General features: G+C 44.0%; 19 protein-coding genes and 1 pseudogene. 5 read left to right on the plus strand and 15 right to left on the minus strand.

The genetic code is table 11. The features are described from left to right. Positions 1-12: 12 nt before the first annotated feature. From QD47_RS18350 to trxB, 4 genes are all read right to left on the minus strand, one after another. The gene (locus QD47_RS18350) at positions 13-756 is read right to left on the minus strand and encodes an NADPH-dependent oxidoreductase (RefSeq protein ID WP_044647488.1); all 744 of its coding nucleotides are present in this window, start codon (positions 754-756) and stop codon (positions 13-15) included. A 71-nt stretch (positions 757-827) separates the two neighbouring features. Further along, positions 828-1,169 carry a thioredoxin family protein gene (locus QD47_RS18355; protein ID WP_044647489.1) on the minus strand — a complete coding sequence of 114 codons (342 nt, stop codon included), beginning with the start codon at positions 1,167-1,169 and terminating at the stop codon, positions 828-830. Positions 1,170-1,197: 28 nt separating this feature from the next. After that, on the minus strand, positions 1,198-1,686 hold the full coding sequence (locus QD47_RS18360) for an OsmC family protein (protein ID WP_044647490.1): 489 nt from the start codon (positions 1,684-1,686) through the stop codon (positions 1,198-1,200). 98 nt (positions 1,687-1,784) lie between these two features. Then, positions 1,785-2,714, minus strand: coding sequence for a thioredoxin-disulfide reductase (gene trxB, locus QD47_RS18365; RefSeq protein WP_044647491.1), 930 nt, complete (start codon positions 2,712-2,714; stop codon positions 1,785-1,787). A gap of 707 nt (positions 2,715-3,421) precedes the next feature. Between trxB and QD47_RS18370 the strand changes: the two genes are divergently transcribed. After that, on the plus strand, positions 3,422-4,090 hold the full coding sequence (locus QD47_RS18370; RefSeq protein WP_044647492.1) for an ArsR/SmtB family transcription factor: 669 nt from the start codon (positions 3,422-3,424) through the stop codon (positions 4,088-4,090). Positions 4,091-4,239: 149 nt separating this feature from the next. After that, positions 4,240-5,208, plus strand: a complete 969-nt coding sequence (locus QD47_RS18375; protein ID WP_044647493.1) for a LacI family DNA-binding transcriptional regulator — start codon at positions 4,240-4,242, stop codon at positions 5,206-5,208. A 123-nt stretch (positions 5,209-5,331) separates the two neighbouring features. On the opposite strand, the gene QD47_RS18380 is transcribed toward QD47_RS18375, so the two are convergent. From QD47_RS18380 to QD47_RS18400, 5 genes are all read right to left on the minus strand, one after another. Continuing rightward, positions 5,332-6,294, minus strand: a complete 963-nt coding sequence (locus tag QD47_RS18380; RefSeq protein ID WP_082067224.1) for a zinc-binding dehydrogenase — start codon at positions 6,292-6,294, stop codon at positions 5,332-5,334. Positions 6,295-6,813: 519 nt separating this feature from the next. Next, entirely contained in the window at positions 6,814-7,143 is a 330-nt protein-coding gene (locus QD47_RS18385; RefSeq protein ID WP_044647494.1) for a thioredoxin family protein, read from the minus strand. A gap of 508 nt (positions 7,144-7,651) precedes the next feature. Next, positions 7,652-8,317 carry an ArsR/SmtB family transcription factor gene (locus QD47_RS18390; RefSeq protein ID WP_044647495.1) on the minus strand — a complete coding sequence of 222 codons (666 nt, stop codon included), beginning with the start codon at positions 8,315-8,317 and terminating at the stop codon, positions 7,652-7,654. A 243-nt stretch (positions 8,318-8,560) separates the two neighbouring features. Then, a complete protein-coding gene (trxA, locus tag QD47_RS18395; RefSeq protein WP_044647496.1) occupies positions 8,561-8,878 on the minus strand; it encodes a thioredoxin in 318 nt (105 codons plus the stop codon). Positions 8,879-9,340: 462 nt separating this feature from the next. Further along, positions 9,341-9,805 carry a hypothetical protein gene (locus QD47_RS18400; protein ID WP_044647497.1) on the minus strand — a complete coding sequence of 155 codons (465 nt, stop codon included), beginning with the start codon at positions 9,803-9,805 and terminating at the stop codon, positions 9,341-9,343. A 330-nt stretch (positions 9,806-10,135) separates the two neighbouring features. Between QD47_RS18400 and QD47_RS18405 the strand changes: the two genes are divergently transcribed. Both QD47_RS18405 and QD47_RS18410 read left to right on the plus strand, forming a co-directional pair. Then, on the plus strand, positions 10,136-10,861 hold the full coding sequence (locus tag QD47_RS18405; RefSeq protein WP_044647498.1) for an AzlC family ABC transporter permease: 726 nt from the start codon (positions 10,136-10,138) through the stop codon (positions 10,859-10,861). Next, entirely contained in the window at positions 10,858-11,187 is a 330-nt protein-coding gene (locus QD47_RS18410) for an AzlD domain-containing protein (RefSeq protein WP_044647499.1), read from the plus strand. The genes QD47_RS18405 and QD47_RS18410 overlap by 4 nt, the downstream gene beginning before the upstream one ends. Positions 11,188-11,260: 73 nt before the next feature. On the opposite strand, the pseudogene QD47_RS18415 reads toward QD47_RS18410, so the two are convergent. Continuing rightward, a pseudogene (locus tag QD47_RS18415) lies at positions 11,261-12,707 on the minus strand (SpoVR family protein). Next, positions 12,704-13,870: a sporulation protein YhbH gene (gene yhbH, locus QD47_RS18420; RefSeq protein WP_044647500.1), complete on the minus strand. Its 1,167-nt coding sequence runs from the start codon at positions 13,868-13,870 to the stop codon at positions 12,704-12,706. Before yhbH ends, QD47_RS18415 begins: the two are co-directional and overlap by 4 nt. A 225-nt stretch (positions 13,871-14,095) precedes the next feature. Here yhbH and QD47_RS18425 point away from each other — a divergent pair, with 225 nt between their 5' ends. Next, positions 14,096-15,127: an aromatic ring-hydroxylating oxygenase subunit alpha gene (locus tag QD47_RS18425; RefSeq protein ID WP_044647501.1), complete on the plus strand. Its 1,032-nt coding sequence runs from the start codon at positions 14,096-14,098 to the stop codon at positions 15,125-15,127. Positions 15,128-15,162: 35 nt separating this feature from the next. Here the strand turns inward: QD47_RS18425 and QD47_RS18430 are convergent, their stop codons facing one another. The 4 genes from QD47_RS18430 to QD47_RS18445 all read right to left on the minus strand — a co-directional run bounded on the left by QD47_RS18430 (position 15,163) and on the right by QD47_RS18445 (position 19,282). Further along, positions 15,163-15,849: a response regulator transcription factor gene (locus QD47_RS18430; protein ID WP_044647502.1), complete on the minus strand. Its 687-nt coding sequence runs from the start codon at positions 15,847-15,849 to the stop codon at positions 15,163-15,165. A 38-nt stretch (positions 15,850-15,887) separates the two neighbouring features. Then, positions 15,888-17,423 (minus strand): PucR family transcriptional regulator, encoded by a 1,536-nt coding sequence (locus QD47_RS18435; RefSeq protein WP_044647503.1) that lies wholly within the window; start codon positions 17,421-17,423, stop codon positions 15,888-15,890. A gap of 202 nt (positions 17,424-17,625) precedes the next feature. Continuing rightward, the gene (locus tag QD47_RS18440) at positions 17,626-18,285 is read right to left on the minus strand and encodes an aspartate/glutamate racemase family protein (protein WP_044647504.1); all 660 of its coding nucleotides are present in this window, start codon (positions 18,283-18,285) and stop codon (positions 17,626-17,628) included. A gap of 46 nt (positions 18,286-18,331) precedes the next feature. Beyond that, positions 18,332-19,282, minus strand: coding sequence for an aminopeptidase (locus QD47_RS18445; RefSeq protein WP_044647505.1), 951 nt, complete (start codon positions 19,280-19,282; stop codon positions 18,332-18,334). Between the last annotated feature and the right edge of the window lie 5 nt (positions 19,283-19,287).

Raw genomic sequence — 19,287 nt, forward strand, 5'->3', positions numbered from 1 at the left:
CCATCAATGAAATTACTTAAATTCAAATCCTTGCTGCTCCAACATTCTTCTCACTTCAGGATAATAAATGTGGTTATAAAAGGAGGATATTTCTTGACTCCAACCTCTTGTTTCTTTTCCATTTGTACGTTTATCCATGTAGTTAGAGATCGTTTGATCATATTCTTTAATGAGGCCTTCTAAGTTGGTGTCGTACCGTTCTTTATGCCAGATTGCTTTTTGAGGTAAACGTGGCTTCTTCGCAGAGAGATCAGCAGGATGTCCAATAACAAGTCCACTTACAGGAAATACATATTCAGGAAGCCCAAGTAATTCAATTAATTCAAGCGGCCGGTTTCTCACTCCTCCAATCGGCACAATACCTAGTTCTAATGATTCAGCTACAGCAATTGCATTGCCCATTGCCAGTCCAACATCAGTCGCTCCTACTAAGATGGACTCCATACTTTCGGTGATAACCAAGTGTTCTTCGTTCAATTCTGCCGCAAGTTTCGCTCTAAAAAAATCAGCACAAAATAATAGGAACACTGGAGCTTGTGCTACCCATGGCTGGTTTCCAGTCAGCTCAGCGATTTTTTCTTTGGTTTGTCGATCCTCAATACTTATGACAGACACTTGCTGCCCATTAATAGAGGATGGAGCTGCTTGCACAGAATTCATGATTAGTGTCAGTTCTTGCTCGCTGACTGGCTGATCCGTGTAACTACGGATAGATCGGTGATTCATTAAGATTTCGTATAGTTCATTCTTATTCATTATTTCTTACCTTTCTTTGGTTCATCCAATGTAAGTAGTTTTTATATAGATACGCAATAGCGCAAAAATCCTTATGAACGTCTGTTATATACCTCAACAGCACTTTGCAGAAAATGTTCAATCTCTTCGCGTGATTTATGAAGCTTGTTGACATATCGAGTAAGCTCTTTACCGTCGACATAGGCTACAAAGCTTGGAATACCCATAATATTTTGTTCTTCACTTACAGTCCCTACATGATCTACATCCACCTCAATGAGATCCAGATCATTCGCAAATTTTTCTTCAACTTCAGGCATGAATGGATCAATAAATTTGCAGTCCGGGCACCAGTCTGCTTTAAAAACAGCAACTGTAATTTTGGGGGAACGGATAGCTGTATCAAATTCTGATTTAGAGGTAACTTTTTTCATTTTAATATCTCCTTTTTTAATGGATGGTTTACCATTCTATTTGATGTTGTTCAATATAGTTACTTGTCAGATCATCTCCAGCATCAATCGATACCTTACCTTCGGTACCTACCGGCACACCTGCTTTGACAAGTAGCTGACCAATGTGGCATTTTTCTTCTGCTTGTAGGAATAATGCTTCGACCACAGTGATATCTTCCTTTGATGCACTCGAGGATAAAACAACATGCGGACGATGTGTAATGCTCAATTGCTTCCCTCTAGCTATGTTCCCTTCTGTGTCCATAAAGAACCCGGCAACGGGTACTTTCTTGCGATCGAGCATGTACGCTAGTGTCAGAGCATAACAAGCAATGGCAGAGGACATCAGGAGTTGTTGTGGATTAGCACCTTCTCCACTTCCCCCTTTAAGAACAGGGATAGCAATTTGGGTTTGTAAATTGTCGCCTTTCATGCGACCAAAACCTTTCGCGTCTTTGAACCAAACCGTATTCATATTCACTTTTTGATCCGGCATTTTAATATGCTCCTTTTCCCATATTTCAACACTTGTACTTGTTACTAAAATCCTTCGATTCCGAAAATTTCACAACGATCTATTCGGTTAACACGTTTTTAATTATTTTCCAAAGAATCGATAAATTTTTCGCTATCCATAGCCGCCATGGCTCCAGTTCCTGCTGCTGTAATAGCTTGACGATAGCGAGTATCCTGTACATCTCCACAAGCAAACACACCTGAAATATTTGTCATTGATGTGCCGGGTACTGTGACGATATAACCATTCTCATCCGTTTCAATTTGACCATTTAAAAAGTCTGTATTCGGATGATGGCCGATGGCTACAAATACCCCATGTGCATGTAGGATTTCCTCTTCGCCTGAGATATGGTTCCGGACTTTCAATCCTGTCACTCCACGCTCTTCCGCAACAACTTCAAGCGGGGTCCTGCTTAAAGCCCACTCAATTTTAGGGTTTGAACGAGCGCGATCTTGCATAATTTTTGAGGCTCTCAGTTCTTCTCGACGATGCACCACAGTAACTTTGGAAGCGAATCGTGTTAGAAAGTTTGCTTCTTCCAATGCGGTATCGCCTCCACCCACTACAATGAGTTCCTTATTTCGAAAGAAAAACCCATCACAAGTGGCACAAGTACTAACTCCCCGGCCTACATTTTCTGTTTCGCCTGGTATTCCTAAATATTTCGCACTGGCACCGGTTGAAATGATCAGAGTTTCAGTAATGATTTCACCTTTGCCCTCCACTTCCAGTTTAAACGGTCGTTTTTCCAAATCTACCATCTTTACCCAACCGTTAAGAAATGTAGCCCCGAAGCGTTCCGCTTGTTTACGCATATTATCCATTAATTCGGGGCCCATGATGCCTTCTGGAAATCCAGGATAATTCTCGATTTCAGTTGTTGTTGTAAGCTGTCCTCCTGGTTCAAGTCCTTCAATGACGAGCGGATTCATATTAGCACGAGCCAGGTAGATCGCTGCGGTCAATCCTGCTGGACCAGTTCCGACAATTACAGATTTATACATATTCATCCCTCCAAATTTGATTGTTTTTACAGTTGCTTATAACAGTGTTTTTTAATATTCAATTGATTAATTGAATTATAGCATTAGGATATCTGTTCGTCAATACACGGATAGAAAATGACTACAAATGAGGCACATATTGCAGAAATATATTTGGGGGCGGATATTTGACTAATCTTTGCATAATGAAAAAAGCTGACAGAGCGCAATGGCAGTGTCAACTTTTTTGTGAGAGTTTATGTTTCATATGAGTTGTATGCTGGATATGTAATCCAGAATTTAAGATTTTCTTTTTATATACATATTCGACTACCGGGACGCTGTTCTGCACGCCCAATAGTCATCGAGCAGCAGCTTGCCAGCCACCGCGGCGATACCGCGGGCCTTGGTCATAAAAGAAAATAAGATACATGAAATAGAAAAGCTTTCTTTTTAACTTTCTAAATAGGGTATTCTTATAAATTTTATCAAGTTATATCCTTTTGACTTGACTCCACTCGGGATGTTCATGTTAAAATTTTAATATTCAATTGAATGACCAAGAGCTTGATTCCGTGAGTAGAGTCAATTTTTGAGTATCTAATTTCCTCATTATGATTCTTCAGTTATGGATTATAGTTTAAGGTGTATTCTAAGGCTTCTGCTATGCATGAATTGAAATTGGGGATTCCCGTTTTATAATACGACTAGAATAGAGGTTGAGAATAATGGAAGATATGCTGAACTCTGCGAAAATTTTTAAGGAAGATCTCTATAAACAATTGGCTAGAATCGGAAAATGTTTATCCAGTGATAAGCGCCTTGAGATCTTAAATGTGCTATCCAATGGTTCTAGAACCGTAGAAAAAATAGCTACCTGCACAGACATGAATATTGCGAATGTATCCCGCCACCTTCAAATTCTGCTCGATGCAAAACTGGTTAAATTCACAAAAAAAGGAGTATATGTGATCTATTCTTTGGCTGATCCAGAAATCATCGAATTTCTTTCCTCTTTATGGCGAATCAGTGAAAAACAACTTCCTGACATTAGTAGAATGAAAGATGATTTCCTAAATAATCTTGATGACGTTCAAACGCTTACGATGGATGAGGTTAGGGAGAAGATTAATAATGATTCAATAATTTTGGTGGATTTACGTCCTAAAGAAGAGTATGACATGGATCATATTGCGGGAGCAATTTCGATGCCGATGGAAGAGTTAGATACATTAATAAGAGAGATACCGAAAAACACAGAAATCATTGCATACTGCAGAGGCCCACTGTGTGTCTACTCAGCTCTGGCAACACAGAAATTACAATCTGAAGGCTTTAGGGCTTTTCGCATGGAAGAGGGCTTGAATGAGTGGCAAGAACATTTTCAGTTACACTAAGCTGACTTCTAAGAACAGACGAAGAACAATTAATTTCTCCAATTCTTAACTAAAAGACTTCAAGGCCAATATTATTAGGCTCTGAAGTCCTTTTTAGTTAAGACAAACTTAGGAAACATAATATGATTTCTCTTAAGAGGTGGTTAGAAGTGGCGAATATTCAAGAAATTGCACGCTTAGCGGGAGTATCCACAGCAACTGTATCACGAGTAATTAATAAACACGGCTACGTAAGTGATTTAACCAGACAAAAAGTTTTAGGAATTATCGAGGAGCTTGATTATGTCCCCAATGCTAATGCGATCTCTCTAAAAAAAGGTAAAACTCGTCAGATTGGAATAATGACGGTCTCCTTTAGTCCCATTATTATTAATTTTGTTCGTGCATTCACTCTTTTTGCTGAGAAAAACGGATTTATCATCACTCTTTTTATCACGAATGGAGAACCTGAAAAGGAGCTTATCGCCCTGGAAATGCTAAAACGGAAGCAATTAGATGCTATCGTGTGTTTGATACGGTCCAATGAATGGGATGTCATTGAATCCTATGCCCGGTATGGCCCCATTGTTATATGGCAACGTCTTCAAAACGAGAATCTTCCTTCTGTCTTTATGGATCAATTTCATGCCTATTGGACAGGTCTTGAATATCTTCATTCCAAAGGTTACCGAAAAATACTTAGCATATATCCGATGTCTAAAGGACTGAATACAAAGGAACGCATTCGTGCCCATACAGAATTCGTTAAAAAACACAATCTCATGGCGTATCCATTTCCTCATTTCGAAGATAAAACTTTAGTTCGTGATGGGGAGGAGCTTGCTAAATGGTGGGTATCGCAGGAAGACCGACCTGATGCTATTTTTTGTGCCAATGATGAAGTGGCGGCTGGTCTTATGACAGCCCTGCGTCGATTGGGATTTTCCATTCCGGGAGATTTGGGGATTATGGGCTTCGATAATACGGAGGTGGCTCACTTGCTCGATTTGACTACGATTGACTATCCTATCGACCAGCAAGCAGAGAATGCATTTCTCATTTTGCAAAATAAGCTGAATAACACCAAAAACAGGCTAAACACTTTAACATACAAGTTAGTTGAGCGAAGATCGACATAACGCTGTATCTTATACAGGCGTATGGTAAATCCTACAGTACATTAAAAAAACCACTTGTTCAAATTGAACAAGTGGTTCTATTAACGCGCGAGTCGTAAGCTACCCACCCATAGGAATATATCTTCACTCAGAAATATTCAGGACAGCACGGAATCGAGTCGATGCTGACATCATTTTATCGTATGCTTCGCTAGCACGATCTAATGGGAATGTCTCAATCATGGGGCGGGTATCAGTCAGGACACTAAAATTAATCGTTGCTTGTATTTCTTTCGCTCCGCCTGTAAACGTACCTTTTACAGTGTTAGGCCCTTTCAAAAAGTCCATCGCTGACAATTCTAATTGATCACCAGAACCCGCCACAATGATTAGTTCGCTGTCTTGACCCAACCCGTTTATCAGAGATGAAATGGCTTTAGCGTTAGGCGCAGTTGCCAGGATGACTTTGGCTCCGCCTAAAGCTTGTAATGCTTCAGCAGGGTCTTCTTTTTCCGAATCAATGTAGTGATGTGCTCCAAGTTGCCGTACAAGCGTTTCTTTATCACTTCCTCGTGAAATAGCCACTGTGCGATATCCCGCTTTGTTTGCAAACTGAACGGCAAGGTGTCCTAGCCCACCAATTCCCTGAATAGCTACCAGATCACCAGGACGAGCTTTACTATTTTTGATGGCACTAAAAGTCGTTTCTCCAGCACACATTAGTGGAGCAGCTTCCAACGCCGAAATTTCATTTGGAATACTGGACAAACTATCCTCATAAGCAACCATGTATTCAGCATATCCACCGTCCATTGTTAATCCAGTTACTTGGCTATGTCCCCCATGCCATCCAATGCCGACACGTTCTCCTATTTTCCACTTTGATGAGCCTGCTCCAAGCTCATCAACGATTCCAACCACTTCATGTCCAGGAATGCGGGGATACGCTGACGCAGCACCGCCAATGGCCATCGAGTCTCCGTTACATACACCGCAAGCTTCAACACGGAGCAATACTTGTCCTTCTGCAGGCTGCGGAACCGGCACCTCAACTAGTTTCATTTTTTCCCCTTTGGCTGGAACTTGCATGGCTTTCATCTTCTTCATGAATAGACCCCCATAGTTTTAAAATGATGGAACTCCATTAGTATAGTTTAAACGGGTCAAACATTCAATTAATTAATTGAATGTTTGAATTAATTATTTTCATTACGAATGAATAGATTCGTTGCAACTTCTTGTTAGTTTTGTATTTTTGTTATCTGATTGATGATTTTTGAGACTAAAAGTTCAGCTGACAGAAGTGCACCTTCAAGATGTCACCAAATTCTGTACTTGCTTCTGTTCCAGCAAAAGCAATTTTATTTTTCCATTCCCCAGATGCAGGTATAGGTCCGTAATGTGGAAAATTTTGAAGTGGAATACGATCTTCGGATATAGCCGTATCGACATCCGCAGACCAATCTTTATAAATAATAGTCCTTACTTTTTTTGCTGACGGGCATCAGATTCCTTGTTCTGTAAGTAAATTGGCAGCTCGCAGATCACTTAAACCAGCACCAATAATAATCACGGGATTCTTCATTCTTTTCTCCATCGTATTAAATAGTTTTATTTTCTTAGAATTTATACCGCATTGTACAACTGTTCTAATCGTGCTTCTAATTGTTCAAACTGAACAAACCGTCCTTCACGAAGATATTCCTTTTGATCAAAAAATAAGATGATCGTGGGAACTGTAAAAATCAATAATTTGCCTGCAACTGCCTCTACCTGACTAGCATCTATATGCGCAAGTTTTATTTCTGGATAGTTGTTGAGTAATTCTTTTAGTTTGGGATAAATTGCATGACATACATTACAATCCTCTTGAGATACATATAGCATACTTAATCGGTTATTTTGGATAAACGTATCTATTTCATTCACTGAAGTTATTTCTTGGACATTTATCATTAATCTCCCGCCTTACTGTATGTTATTCGGAACTGAATGGCTCCAGATCCAATATTATTCAATGCAATATTGTTCTGATTTACTTTTCTGACTCCATTCAATTAATTGAGAAACTGGATCTACTAATAAATACAAATCATGAGATCCCTGTTTTCGTAAAATACGTGCCGCTTTTTTTCCTTTAAAATATTAATCGGTCAATATAATTACGCTATCTTTTGGAGACAAATCTTTTCCCCAAATAAAAGGAAATCGCCCTAGGGAAATATTGATGGATCCCAGAACATGCTCTTTTTCATAATCGGAACTATCTCTTGATGTCAAGCCATTTAATATGAACAGGCACCTGGATTGGGTTTGATTTTAAAGTTAACATCTTACACCGCGAAGGAAGCGAAAATGTTGAATTAGCCAGTAAATTAGCAAAAAAACTATTTTTCAGGATTCCATCCTACATCTATTCCGTTCTGTCATATTAAGTCTAATCATTTTATTAAAATTTCGTTCCTCATTCTCCATCGTAAGCATTCCACTCTCGGGCTCCTTCTTCTATTCGATACGCTGTGAAGCCCTGTTTTTGAATATAATCAACAGCTTGAGATGCAAGAGAACAATAAGGGCCCCGACAGTATGCAGCAAGTTCTACATCAGCTTTATTTAATGTTTTTAGGTATTCTTCCAACTGCTCTAAAGGTACAGATATAGCACCTGGGATATGAGATGTTTTATACTCCTCAACTGGTCGGAGATCTATGAGAACCATGTTATCCTGCTTCATTTTTGCCAATAGGTCGTTTTTTGTGATACTTTGAACACCTATATATTGCCTTTTCAACTCATCTTTAATCTGTTTTATGTCAGAGAGTCTGTCCTCACACAAATTCCATAAAGAGGACAAAAAATGAGTTACAGATGAATCACTGATATTATATATAACGAAAGTACCTTTTTTTTGAAATCTAACCAATTTCGCTTCCAGCAAAATTTGTAAGTGACGGGATACATTCGCAACACTCATACCAGTTTGTGTAGCCAAACTTTCAACAGATTTTGGTCCGTTTGATAAGAGATCCATAATCTCAAGTCTTTTGTCACTGGATAAACATTTTCCAATTCGAGCAAATTGCTGATATAAACGTTCTTTAATATCCGATTCAGGACATCTACTTTCCATTGGAACCTCCTCTTTGTTGCAATACCTTAGATTTTCGGGTATGCCTTCCTGCATTCGAATTACTCACTAGTATGTCCAAGTATAAAATAGCAATCCAACATTTACTTTCCTTTCATTTTGGTTCTAGCTCAAAAATTCAATTAATAAATTGAAAAAAACGACGGTTCAGAAAAATCCAAATCCGTCGTTCTCTTGACATGTATTTCAATGATTATTACAAAAATGGATTTGTTGAATACTCTGTTAATTAAGCAATCCTAGAATTTTTTCTCTAAGAGCTTGCTTTTGCTCGATCCCCACCATTGTCTCAGCCAATTTACCATCTTTAAATAAGAGTAGCGTAGGAATACTTCTAACTCCAAATTGTTGAGCCAATTCGATTTCTTCATCAACGTTGACTTTGGCTACTGTTGCTTGTCCAGCCAAATCATCAGCTAACTCATTTACGATTGGAAGTTGCACTTGACAAGGTGGACACCACGGTGCCCAAAAATCGACTAGTGTCACTCCGCTGTTAATGTTCGATTCAAAATTCTGTTTTGTTAAAGATACTGCTCCCATAAATAGAATCCCCCTCAATTAATTTATCAATTATTCAATAGATTAATTGAATTATACTTTTGAAATTCAATTTAGTCAACGTTTTAATATCTATTCTTTATATCTCAGAACAGAACTTAAGTTCATTTTACAGCACCTGTATTACTTTCCCGTATTCATTTTTCAGAGGACTTCTCCTGCAGGTCTAAACTACGGTGACTACTTGTAGAAACAGGCTCTTGGGCAGCAATTTAGCCTGCTTCTAGCGGTAGTTTTCGTTATATTTTTTTGTAATAACCTCCATATTCAAACATTTCTTCGCTCGTGAAATAAGAGAAAAATCACAGAATCAAATCCCAAACTGGGAACTCATCTGTGATTTTGCTTTTCTTGAATATTTTCGCTTTGGCTTGTCTATTTATTTCATGTAGAACCATATTTCAATTACGCTGAAATGAAACCACCCACTGGTCTTATAATCTTTCAATCTGTTATTTTTTCAATATCCTCATGTTGTTTTGAATAATAAGTCTCTGAGCACCACTTAATTTTAGGCTCTCTATTTTTCTCATAAATTTTTATTAGTTGGTTTAAAACAAAAATCTTTTGTACAATATTTTCACTAAAAAAGTTAAGCTGTCGATTATAAAAATTAATATCCTCGGGGACGTGTTCCTTCTTCACTTTAACAACATCCTTATTAATTAATTGAAGTTGTATATCAATTGGCTGTGGATAATAACGAATAGTCATAGGGTCAAGTTCTAAAAAGTAATAAAATAAACATTCTCCCCAAAGCGATTCATAACCAATATGACGATTCATTTTAATGCTTGGAAATGACCCTATGATATGTGTATATTTACGACTCCCTTTATTACTCACTTTTCTTTTTGGTGAATAAAGTTCATCCTCATGTAACCATGATCTTTTACCAACCCAGTTCACTGCTATCACCTCTAAAATGACATTTTATTATCAAGTTTTAATTGCATTCTTATAAGCCATTGTTGCCGAAAAAAGTTAGCGTTAATTAAGAAAATAAATAACTGAAAGTAAAAAATGCCTGAACCATCAAGGTCGCAGGCACTGACATCTAATTCAAGTTTAATGACAAAACATATTCTATATAATGACAAAACTAATTACAGCGGACACAAAAGTAGGCCCGTTTGCTATAGATGATGTTCATCATAACATACAATTGTATAATATATTGATCAATTTCGTGATTCCGTTATATACTATAATGAAATTTAAAATGGAGGGAAGGTTGAAATGTCTATAGCTACGGGGTTGAGCGAAACGGAGCGCGATCCACTTCACTTTTTACAAGGAGTCAAGGATTGTATCCCTACGTTGCTCGGTTATGTGTGTATTGGCTTCGCGGCAGGCATTGTGGGGGCCTCATCCGGGGTTAGCACGATGGAAATTGCTCTGATGTCAGCACTTGTATACGCAGGAGCTTCCCAATTTATTATGTGTTCGATGCTGGCTGCGTCCAGTCCCCCCTCTGTCATTATTTTAACGACATTCATTGTGAATACCCGCCACCTGTTGTTAAGCGCATCGTTGGCTCCTTATTTCTCAAAATATTCATTGTGGAAAAACATAGGCATCGGCGTACTGTTGACAGACGAATCCTTTGGGGTAGCGTCGGATAAATTGGCTAAAGGCGGGCAGGTAAGCGATCGCTGGATGAACGGGCTTAATATCACCGCTTACCTCGTCTGGATTGCCTCCTGTGTGGCAGGAGGGATTCTCGGGAACTGGATTTCCCGGCCGGAGGCATTTGGTCTGGACTTTGCCTTGCCAGCAATGTTTCTGGCCCTGCTTATTTCCCAGCTGCAAAGCGTCCAGACCTCCAAGCTCAAGCATCGTCTGCTGCTCGTGCTGTGTATGGCTGTTCTGATGTACCTTTTATCCTGGTGGGTGCCATCGCATATCGCCGTCATTGTAGCTACTGTGATGACCGCAACGATTGGAGTGTTAACCGACAAATGAACATTGATCCCAACGTCATGTACATCATTATCGGCGGCATGGTCGTCACAGCCATCCCGAGAATCATTCCCTTCGTCGTACTGCAAAAGCTGGCTCTGCCCAAACCAGTGCTCCAATGGCTGTCCTACATCCCTATTTGCATTTTTACGGCGCTCGTCATGGAACATCTGCTCGTCCGAACGGAAGGCTCCGTCACTTTTAATTGGCAAGTGCTTATTGCGATCCTTCCTACACTAGTGACTGCCTTATGGAGCAAAAACCTGCTGGCTACCGTTATTGTCGGTATTGTGAGTATGGCTGTCGTTCGGCTGCTATGGCTGGGATAGAAAAAAAGGTGCAGTCTCGTTTTACGGCTGCACCTTTTTGGATATTCATATTGCATTCGATTCCCATGCTCCCTTATACAAACTTGCGATGATGCTTCTTGCCATCGTATGAGAATAAGGCCAGCTTGCCTTCAATCATCGTTTCCAAATGAACGGTCCGCCCCCACAGCTGATACACATACGGAAGCGTACGCTCCATATATTTTAAATCCAGCTCAATTCCTTCAAACTGATGCTTGAGCTTCAACTCACCAGTGTGCAGATAATCTCCATCCTCAACGACAATATAAGGGGAACCACCATTCACACGGGAGAACACAAGCTGGTCCCGTATGTTTTCCCACGATTTATCTGTGATTTTCCAATCCGGTCCCCTTTTCTCAAATACGTACAGATCCAAATCCTCGGTCAGTTTCTTGGTCATGTAATTGCGTATAAAAGAGGTGTCTGAGTCAAACTCCCGTACCTCGAACATTTTAGCGCGTCCTTCGCCCGGTTTGCGTCCTTGTCGCTCCTGCTCTTCACGGGTTGGGTTATCCCATCGCTTTTCAATATCCTCAAATATTTTAAGCCCCAAATAATACGGATTCAGGCTTTGCTTGGAAGGCTGTACGACAGAAGCATTCAGCAGTGCAAATTCAACGGTTTCATCCCCGGTCAAATCCATTTCCCTGACAATCCGCTGATGCCAATAGGAGGCCCAGCCTTCATTCATAATTTTGGTCTCCATCTGGGGCCAGAAATACAGCATTTCGTCCCGCAGCATCGTCATAATATCCCGCTGCCAGTCCTCCAGCACCTCCGAAAATTCCTGAATAAACCATACAACATCCTTCTCCGGTTCAGGCGGGAACTGTCGTATCTGGATGCCTTCGCTTTCCGTCGAATCCGGCTGTGGCTTCACCGTGTCCAGTGACCACAGATCATCGTAAGGACCGTCTGGGCGCTGCCGTTTTCCCGGTTCCTTTTGCTCACGGATTTTAAGCTCCATATATCGCTGTTTATCCAGATGCTGCGGTTTGATCAGCTGTGGATCAACATGCTCTTGTATCGCCAGCACGGAGTCAATGAAAGATTCAACGGCCTTGGAGCCGTATTCCATTTCATAACCGTTAATCCGGTCTGCTGTGGCGGACATACTCTCCACCATATTGCGGTTGGAAGCTGAGAAGCGGGCGTTGTGCTTAAAAAAAATCACAGTGCGCCAGCACATGGGCGACAATCAGTTTATTTTGAACTAAAGAATTTCCCTCCAGCAGGAAGGCGTAGCAGGGATTGGAGTTGATGACCAGCTCATAGATTTTGCTCAGGCCAAAATCGTACTGCATCTTCATTTTATGAAATGTTTTTCCAAAGCTCCAGTGGCTGAAGCGCGTTGGCATCCCATAGGCCCCGAACGTGTATACAATATCCGCTGGACAAATCTCATACCGCATCGGATAGTAATCGAGCCCGAATCCATTTGCAATCTCCATAATTTCTGATATCGCGTATTCCAGCTCTTTCTGGTCGGTGCTCATCCCACCGTTCCCCCTTCCCGTTTGCGAAAAAAGGTGCGTAAGGCTTGGTATACCTCGCCCTTTTCCTTGATAACGTAATACATAAACTGATCCATTTTAATGTTCTTATAGGCCGACATCAGTGTGCTGCTGCGGTTATATTGATTCACTTCTCCATAGCCGAACATGTTGCTGCGCTTCATAAGCTCCTCGATTAACTTCACGCACCGCTCGTTGTCCGAGGTCAGATTGTCGCCGTCCGAGAAATGGAAGGGATAAATATTATAGTTGGAAGGAGGATAGCGCTTGTCGATAATCTCCAGTGCCTTGAGATAGGCCGAAGAGCAAATGGTGCCGCCACTTTCTCCACGGGTGAAAAATTCTTCCTCCGTAACCTCTTTGGCTTCGGTATGATGCGCCAGAAAGACAATCTCCACCTTTTCATATTGACGGCGCAAAAAGCGGGTCATCCAGAAAAAGAAGCTGCGGGCGCAATATTTTTCAAAAGATCCCATTGAGCCTGAAGTATCCATCATCGCAATGATCACCGCGTTGGATTGGGGGATGGTTTTTTCCTCCCATGTTTTATAACGGAGATCGTCCGGACTGATATGATGAATGCCCGGATTGCCCTCGCGGGCGTTGCGGCGCAGATTTTCGAGAATGGTTCGCTTCTTGTCAATGTTGGCCTGCATGCCTTTTTTGCGTATATCATTAAATACGATAGATTCAACCTCAATCTGTTCCTTGTCTTTCTGCTGCAAATGCGGTAATTCCATGTCCTCGAACAGCATATCTTCCAGTTCTTCCATGCTGACTTCCGTTTCCATGATATCGTGTCCGGGCTGGTCTCCGGCTTTCTCGCCTTTACCGGGCTTCTGGGAAGCAGGATCGCGTCCGATGACATCCCCCACCTGACTGTCGCCGTCCCCTTGGCCTACATGCTTTTGCTTCTGATAATTATAAATGAAGCGATATTCGTCCAGACTACGAATCGGCACTTTAATAATCTGCTTACCGTCTGACATGATAATATTTTCTTCCGTAATCAGATCAGGCAGATTTTGCTTAATCACATCTTTGACCTTCTGCTGATGACGCTGCTGGTCTTGGTACCCTTTGCGATGCAGCGACCAATCTTCGCGGGATACGACGAATGAATATGGCTGACGTGGTTCCGGCATTGTTAGGCACCCCCCAAGTGGATACACGGCACAGTTTGGCCTTGTTGGTTATTAAGTATATTCACGGGGATGTACGATATGTGATGGAAGCCAAAAAACCTTTCCAATTTTAGGGCGCTTGTTTCAGTTCGGATGAGGGGGGTGTATTATAATTATAGAAGAAATGACCCGTGGGTCATGTATGTAAGTTCATATATGCAAATGAGAACAGGAGTGTGGATATAGATGAACAGCCATCCTGGCTTTCGTGAAGTACGAGAAAGTGACCAGCAGGTATTCCCCATCGCCTGGTATGCCATCAGCTGGTCTAAGGAACTGCGGGATAAGCCGCTTAAAAAGCGGCTGCTCGGCAAGGATATCGTATTGTACCGTGACAACCATCGACAGGTACGTGCCATACATGCGTATTGTCCGCATCGGGGAGCCGATTTGTCGCTCGGCTTTTGCCAAAACGGGCACATCACATGTCCTTATCATGCATGGTCCTTCGATGAGAATGGGCAGTGCGTGGATATCCCGGCTCATCCGGGGCGTGCTATTCCCGATTTTGCTCATACCTACGCCTATCCTGCGATTGAAAAAGCCGGGCTGCTGTGGGTGTATCCTCAGGCTGTTGGCCCAGCATCCGGGCCGGGTACAGAGAGTTGGGCATCCACTTTGACACCTCCCCCGCTGGAGCTTTTTCCCGAGCTGGAGGACCCGAATCTTGTGATGTCACCCTACGATTCTGTATGGAAGGCGCATCTGACAAGAGTTGTGGAAAGCGTGCTGGATGTCGCCCACCTGCCGATTGTGCACAACAAAACCATTGGTAAAAAATCGTCTACCGACATCCATATCCAGTTCGAAGCAGATCACGATCATATTCGGGTGAAAAACGGAAGCGGGCTACTGCAATACACCTTTCCGCAGCAATGGATTTTGACTCCCGCTGAGGAGGGACGCAGCAAGTTTATTAATTTCGTCACCTTCACCCCAATTGAGCAGGAAGTGACCGCCATCTACGGGCTGGCTGGACGTAATTTTGCCAAATTTGTACCGGGTATGAGCCGGATTTTTTCCAGATATAGCAGCAGAGTGCTGGAAGAGGATCGAACCGTGGTGGAAAGCCAGCATCCGCGTCCTATCCCTGAGGCGCTGCGCATGGAGGCGCACGTACCCGCAGACGGGCCTCAGGTTCGTTTTCGCAACCGCTGGTACGACTTTCTCGTTAACGATGAACCTCGTGTCCGCCTGGATCAAGAATCGACGTGGTGAATGGGTGGGCCAAGCGCCAAGCAACTGGCATTCGTTCACAGCATCTTTTCCGCCTTATAGCCAATTCCATACACCGTCTGCAATAGCGACTGATGCGGCTCAAGCTTCTTGCGCAAGCGCTGGATGTGAATGTCCACCGTCCGTGTTCCACCTGCATAATCGAAGCCCCATACCTGCTCCAGCAGCTCGTCCCGTGTGTACACCCGCCCGGCGTGTGACACCAGAAGCGCCAGCACATCAAACTCCTTGGGTGTCAGATCCAGCGTTGTTCCCTCCAGTTCAGCCGTTCTGCTGGACGGACGCACGCGCAACGGGCCAAGTATCGTTTCTGATCCTTCCGGTGCGGGTGCTCCTTCCCGCTCCAGCCTCCGTACCAGCGCCTTGATGCGGGCGAGCAGCTCTCGCAGATCAAAGGGCTTGCTCATAAAATCGTCCGCGCCCAGCTCCAGCCCGAGCACCTTATCCACGATATCGTTTTTGGCAGTCAGCAGCAGAATGCCGATGCCCTTCCGACTTTCCAAACGGCGGCACACCTCATATCCGCCCAGCTTGGGCATCATCACATCGAGCACCAGCACATCGGGGTGAAACAAACGGACTTTTTCCAATGCGTCCTCCCCGTCAACAGCGGTTTCTACCAAAAAACCTTCTCTTTGCAACGCATAGGCCAACGCATTGCGAATGCTGGGTTCATCGTCCGCTATTAATATTTTTTTATCCATGTCTTTTCCTCCCTGCCCCAAAAACCAACCGGTTCAGCCTACTTATGTTCTCGCAAATAATAATGAATCAGACATGTATGGCATATGAACTGCTCGCGTGGATCGTTGAGATCAAAATCCGCAATATCACGAATCCGTTCCAGTCTGTATTTGACCGAATTACGATGTATAAAAAGATAATTCGCTGTATCCATCAGACTGCCCCGATTTTCCAAATAATAAAATAACGTTTTAAGCAAATCGCTGCCATGAGACCGATCATACTGCTGGAGTTTGCCCAGCTTACGTTCAAACAAATCGACAAATTCCTCTTTGTTCATTGCTTCTCCAAGCATATAGTGCATTTCGATATCTCCGAATTTACATACACGTCTATCGGGGTACAGCCGCTGGGAGACGGTGATGGCACGTCGTGCCTCATTATAGCTTTGCATCAGCTCCCACAGCTTTTTGGTACTTCCAATGCCTATATAATAATCGCCCGTTCCCAATGCTTTTTCACTGTTCCAGCTCTTTAGCGTTTCAGCCCAGGTTAGTCCCTGATCAGCGCCAGCCCCGTCATGGTGGTCATTCGGATGAAGAGTAGGTAAAAATAGTATCGCCCGATTGGAACGGAACTCAATATGGGATACCACACGCCGCCGGGTGGATTCCTGACTCAGCAATCCGGACAGAATCTCTTCTGGCGGAGCGGTAGCACTTTCCAGTACAGCGACCTCCCAATCATATGCCGGGTTAAATCCCAGTTGACGCCCTCTCCGCTCAACCTCATGTCGCAAAGGTACCGGAGGGGTCATCAACTCGTCGATAAAGTTACCCCGTAGTCGGCTTTCTGTATCTTCTACTGCCTTTTCACGCATTAATTCCAGTGCCATGACCAGACGTGCCTGCTCAATGCCCACCTGCTCCATATCATCCAGCTCATTGCGGGCAATGACCAGCTTGGCAACCGTGCGTTTATCGACATTAATCGGAAAATGGCGGGAATCCTGCGCCTCCATCCAATTCCATTCCTGTGGTGAAGTGACGATGGCTCGGCCTCCATTATCAATCAAAGCAACCGGGGCTTTAAGCAGCTCTGCTATATTATCGCTTACAGCCTGTATACCGCTGTTCTCCAGCACCATTGTTGTTAAGTTCCGATATATTTCTTCCGAGCGTCGCAGCAGCTCTGCCTGCCGATTCAACACCATATCCATGACTCGTTGTGTAATATCCGTATATGGAATATCGGCCGGAATCTCAATCACGGGCAGGCCGCAGGCATTGCTTTCCTCCAGCGCACTGCGGGGAATTCCCTTGAGAAAGCGGGTCGGCTTGATCGCAAGTGCTGCGGCCCCGCCCTCGTGCAATAATTGAATAATTTGACACAATACCTCAGGCTCATGACGGATGGAATAAGCGGTTGTCATCAATAATACGCCTTCCCTGATCCAGCCCTTCAAGTCAGGGACCTCCATAATATCAATAAAACGGACAATCCGATTTAATCCCTTCTCTCCGCTTAGTACCTTCGCCTCCTTCAATACGGGCATTGTCATAAGCTCCTGAACGGTTACACCCGGTATTTTCATATGGACAGACCACCTTGCTATTTATTTTGCGGTAACGGCACATATATTCAGGATTTTGCAAAGTTCTCGCCTAACTTAATTTTCAGGATAGTGTACCAAAAAAGTTTACAAAACAAAACCTTTTACCGGATGGAACGCAAATAAACCGCCCTTTCAGGAAAAGGCGGTTTAATTCAATAACCTATTATTTTATAAGTCAGGCTTATCCTGCCTGGACTTCATCATTCTCCCGCTGCCAGTGCACCGATGCGGCTGCGCCGAGCGCCACAATCGGATCAATGGCACGGATGCCCAGCCTGCGCTCCAGCTCCGGTGCGAAGTTCATCGTCACAAAACCCGTACAGGCCAGCACGATGGCCTCTGCTCCCTTCTCCTGAAGCCGAAGCGCCGCTGCCATGGCCGCCTCCTTACCTTGCGGAGTGTTCAGGTCCAGCGTCGTACGTACACCCTCGGGGCGCTCTGTGCCGATGTAAGACTCACCCAAGATACGGCGGATCAACAGGGGGGCCTCCTCCAAAATGGTTAACACACCGACACGACTAGCCGCTGTCAATGCCAGATGCGCCGCGCAGGAGCCTGCGCCGTATACAGGTACATTCACCGCCTGACGGGTTTCCTCCAGTGCCGGATCAGCCGCGCAGCTAATGCCAATGGACGTGCAGCCCTGCTCGACGAGCTGTTGCGCTGCGACCACAATTTTAGGCACCGATTCCCGATCCGTTGCATCATCATAGATTCCCTGCGGCTGGTCAGGGATACACACACTGGTGACAGGCAGTCCGTAGCGCTGCTCGATAACTCGGCCGTGAAGGCCAATAGCTACTTCGTCTTGCATGGTAAGCACTCTGATCATTCCGAGCATGATGAATCCCTCCCCGTTTTTACAGCTCCTGCTGTTTCTCATCCACCTAGCGCTCCAGCAGTTGCCCAGCTTTCATAATCAGGCGGTCATCCAGATACACATCCGGTCGCTGAACGACACCGTCAATATGTACACCCGCAGCGATGGTCCCACCAAAAGTATTATTGCTGCCAAAAGCCACATGAATCGTGCCGTACACCTTCTCATCTTCCAGTACGACACCCGTAATACGTGCTTTATCATTCGTTCCGATACCGAACTCTGCCAGCATTCTGCCGTCACCTTCGCCCAGCATTTCCAGCAGGGACTGTCCTGCTTCCCCTTCTGCGGCTGTCAACCTGCCGTTTTCGACCGTCAGCAACAGCGGCCCCTTCAAGGCACCGATTCCTGCAACAGAACCGTCCACCACAATCTGACCTTGCGCCGTCCCCTCCAGCGGAGCAATATACGCTTCACCGGAAGGAAGGTTGCCGGATTCGCCAGGGTTCAGATACATGCCCGTGCTGGGCACGCCGTTGCGACCCTCAATGGCAAAGCTCAGGCTGTACCCATCCTTCTCGATGCGCACCTGCTTGGCAGCTGTCAATAATGCGGTCACCTCTTCAGTCAGCGCCTTGACCTTCGGATAATCAGCAGCAATCGCCCCGTTCATGAACATGTCGTCTGTCATGCCAGGCATCGTCGCCAGACGCGCTCCAACGGCTGCGGCTTGCTTGCGGGCATGGGTATGGGTTAGCGAATACCGGGTGACACATACGACAACATTGGAGCGAAGCATGGCTTCGGCCACAGGTGCCGGAGGCTCTTCCCCTGATTTGGAGCGTACCTTCATCGTTAAAATAGCAGCTTCTGCGCCCAGCGCCTTGCCAGCTTCATAAATGGACTCGCCCAATTCCTTTTTATCATCGTCCGTTACGACCAGAAGCGTCTCTCCAGCGGTAAGTCCCAAACATTTTTGCAATACATTTTTACTAATTTCAACACGTTGTTGGCTCATATTCT

Source organism: Paenibacillus terrae, assembly GCF_000943545.1.
GTDB classification, from domain to species: domain Bacteria; phylum Bacillota; class Bacilli; order Paenibacillales; family Paenibacillaceae; genus Paenibacillus; species Paenibacillus terrae_A.